3 protein-coding genes are annotated in these 3,668 nt (G+C 33.2%); 2 read left to right on the forward strand and 1 reads right to left on the reverse strand.

Features of this window, described 5'->3' with window-relative positions:
- Nucleotides 1–362: ATP-binding protein (locus RT405_RS08000; RefSeq protein WP_313469003.1), on the forward strand; the 362-nt coding region annotated here is incomplete at its 5' end.
- 2 nt (nt 363–364) lie between these two features.
- Nucleotides 365–1,879 (forward strand): response regulator, encoded by a 1,515-nt coding sequence (locus RT405_RS08005; RefSeq protein WP_313469004.1) that lies wholly within the window; start codon nt 365–367, stop codon nt 1,877–1,879.
- Nucleotides 1,880–2,077: 198 nt separating this feature from the next.
- Here the strand turns inward: RT405_RS08005 and RT405_RS08010 are convergent, their stop codons facing one another.
- Nucleotides 2,078–3,508: a 6-phospho-beta-glucosidase gene (locus RT405_RS08010; RefSeq protein WP_313469005.1), complete on the reverse strand. Its 1,431-nt coding sequence runs from the start codon at nt 3,506–3,508 to the stop codon at nt 2,078–2,080.
- Between the last annotated feature and the right edge of the window lie 160 nt (nt 3,509–3,668).

Raw genomic sequence — 3,668 nt, forward strand, 5'->3', positions numbered from 1 at the left:
TAGATCCTGAAATTGAAAAACTTGTCCTTCCTCAGTTTATTATTCAACCATTGATTGAAAATTACGTTTTACATGGTATAGATTATAAAAAAGTAAACAATGTCATTCAGTTAAAGGCACAAAAAAAAGGAAATCTCCTTATAATTCAGCTTAAAGATAATGGAAAAGGTATTGGGCAAGAACAATTAAAAAAAATGAACAATTATTTACAAGGAAAAAATGATGAAATGAAATCTGTTGGATTTAAGAATGTAAATGAACGGTTACGGATCTTCTTTGGAGAAAATTATCAAATGAATTTGTCTAGTGAACCAAATATTGCAACGGTTATTCAAATTATCATTCATTTAGAGGAGGAATAGAGTTGTATCGTTTATTAATTGTAGATGACGAAGAGGTAATCGTTGAAGGATTACAATTAATCATTCCCTGGGAAGAGTTAGGGATCACTATTGTAGCAACAGCAAACAGTGGAGAAGAAGCTGTAGAAATCATAAAAAACAAAAAAATAGATATCCTCTTAACAGATATCAGTATGGATAAAATGACTGGTTTAGAACTGATAGAAGAATTGAACAACCTTCAACCTCCTGCAAAATCAATTATTCTTAGCGGTTATGATGAATTTGACTTTGTTAAAAGGGGGTTACAATTAGGTATTGAAAATTATCTGTTAAAACCACTCAATAAAAAAGAATTATTTCAAACGATAGAAATTATTATTTCCAAACTAAAAAACAGTTTAGAAATAATCCCTAGAAAAGAAATTTTAAAGGAGCATATCACTAAAAGAATTTTTTTAAACCATATTGAAAAAAATGAATTCATTGAACGAGTTAAATTACTTGATTTGCCTGTATTAAACGATACCTGCAGAGCATACATTTTAGATTGGCGAACAGATAATAATATTGAAGAGCATAAACAAGTTTACGACAATATTATTCATTTGCTCGTACAGAATAATATTGTTTATATCACACAATTAGAAACAAACCTAATTGGTTTTATTTTAGAAGACAAACCAATTGAACTTATAAAAAAAGAGATGGAAGCTGTTGCTGATCAATTAAAAAATCTAGAGTTTATAACAAACTTGACTATCTTTATCGGTCAAAAACAATCCCTATTTAATAAATTTAATCTAAGTATAAAATCGGCTGAAGAAATTCGAGAATATTCCAGTCTATTATTGAACAAGTATGTTTTTTTGTATGAAGAATTTACCGACCAAATATTTATAAGTGAAGATTCACCGGAAAAAGATATTTTTTTAGCCCTCGATGCTGCGCTTAATGTCAGAGACCGAAAAAAAATAGAAGTAAAAGCTGTTGAAATAATAGAGCAAGCTCAACTTACATCCTCTTCTCTTGCTTATGTATCAAATATTGCTTATATTATTATTTTGAAAATATATCAGGCTTTTCATAAAATGTATCAATTTTCTTTTCAGATGTACACTATTAAACTTAATCATGTTCAAAATAGCGAGGAAATAAAAGACGTTTTACTTCAGAGTATTGATAAAACTTTCTCAGAACTTAAAATAACCCAGTATTCTGATTTAACCCAAAAACTTATATCTTTGGTTAACCAAAGATACAGTGAACCCTTGGCACTTAAAAGTATCAGCAAAGAATTACATACTAACACGGCTTATTTGGGACAATTATTTAAGAAAGAACTAGGAATCAGTTTTTCAGAATACTTAAATAATTATCGTATGCAAATTGCTAAAAATATTCTACTCAAAACGAATCTTTCTATAGAAGAAATTGCTATTGCAGTAGGATTCAAAGAAATCAGTTACTTTTCTAGAAAATTTAAACAGTTATTTAACCAAACCCCGAATGATTATCGTGTTTATAAGGATGATTGATCTACGTCATTATCACTTTTTAAAGACTCTGTAGGTAAAACTAATTAATTTTTTCTTTATAAAATTTCTGTTCATCTGTAAGGAGTTATACATATACTTTATTAATGTATGAATTATGTAAAAACCTTTCTCGAAAATATGAGAAAGGTTTTTACATTTTAACAAAATTTTTATTTAAAAATAATTACTATCATTTTTTTACACAGACAAGTCTTCTCCGTTGCTGGCAATCACTTTTTTATACCAATCAAAGGATTTTTTCTTAGAACGAGCTAAAGTTCCATTTCCTTCGTTGTCGCGGTCAACGTAGATAAAACCGTAACGTTTTTTCATTTCGCCTGTGCCGGCACTAACCAAATCGATACAGCCCCAGCTTGTATAACCCATCAAGTCTACGCCATCTAGTTCAACGGCATCTTTCATCGCTTGCAAATGTGCTGCTAAATATTCGATGCGGTAATCATCAGCCACATATCCATTTTCACCCGGTTCGTCTACAGCACCTAAGCCGTTTTCAACAATGAAAAGAGGTTTTTGATAACGGTCATACAATGAATTCATCGTCGTTCTTAGTCCTAATGGATCTATTTGCCAACCCCACTCGCTCACTTCCAAATAAGGATTTTTTACAGATGCAAAAATGTTTCCAGAGGTTGTTTCATTTACCTTTGGATCAGTCGAAACAACACGAGAAGAGTAGTAAGAGAAAGAGATGAAATCTACTGTATGTTCTTTCAGCAATTCTAAGTCCCCATCTTCCATTTTAATCGTGACACCTTCACGTTCTAACTTTTTCAAAGCATAGGCAGGATATTCTCCGCGCGATTGTACATCGATAAAGAAGTAGTTCTCACGGTCAGCTTCTTGTGCTTTGAAAACATCTTCTGGATTACAAGAGTAAGGGTAGTAATGTCCAGCAGCCAGCATACAACCCACTTGGTTTTCTGGATTGACTTCATGAGCAATACGGGTAGCAATGGCACTCGCTACGAGTTCATGATGAGCCGCTTGGTATTTTACTTGCTCTTCATTTTCACCTTCTTCAAAATACAATCCCGCTCCCATAAATGGAGCATGAAGAATCATATTGATTTCGTTGAAGGTTAACCAATATTTCACTAGCCCTTTGTAACGACGGAAGATAACGTTACAAAGGTTTTCGTAGAATCCGATCATTTCTCGGCTGCGCCATGCACCATATTTCTCGATCAAATGCATTGGACAATCAAAATGCGTAATGGTCACTAAGGGTTCAATACCATATTTATGGCATTCTTTGAATAAGTCTTCATAGAATTGCAGGCCTTCTTCGTTTGGTTCAGCTTCATCTCCCATTGGGAAAATACGGCTCCATGCAATCGATAAACGATAGGTTTTAAAGCCCATTTCTCCAAATAATGCGATATCTTCTTTATAGTGACTATACATATCAATAGCCTCTTTAGCTGGGTAAAAGTGCTCGTCATCAAAATCAACCATTTTTTGTTTTCCTGTAATGATCGGGAAGCGGTCTTTTCCTGTTGGAACCACGTCTACGTTCGCCAGTCCACGTCCGCCTTTATCATAGCCGCCTTCACATTGATTGGCAGCTGTAGCGCCGCCCCATAAAAAGTCTTTTCTAAGTCCCATATATATCCTCCTTCAATCCTATTCAACGAAAGCTGTCATTTTTACTCATCTACAAGTGTAGCATAGCGATTTTTCCTTTGTAAGGCCTTTAAAGTATTTTGTCTATACAACCTAAATTCAGGAAATAGGCCTTTACTTGATGGCTTTTATAATTTTTCCG

This window comes from Carnobacterium sp., assembly GCF_032094055.1.
Lineage (GTDB): Bacteria > Bacillota > Bacilli > Lactobacillales > Carnobacteriaceae > Carnobacterium_A.

What these genes read in the sequence shown, in the direction of transcription:
- RT405_RS08010 (WP_313469005.1), bottom strand. Translation starts at nt 3,508, where the DNA reads ATGGGACTTAGAAAAGACTTTTTATGGGGCGGCGCTACAGCTGCCAAT.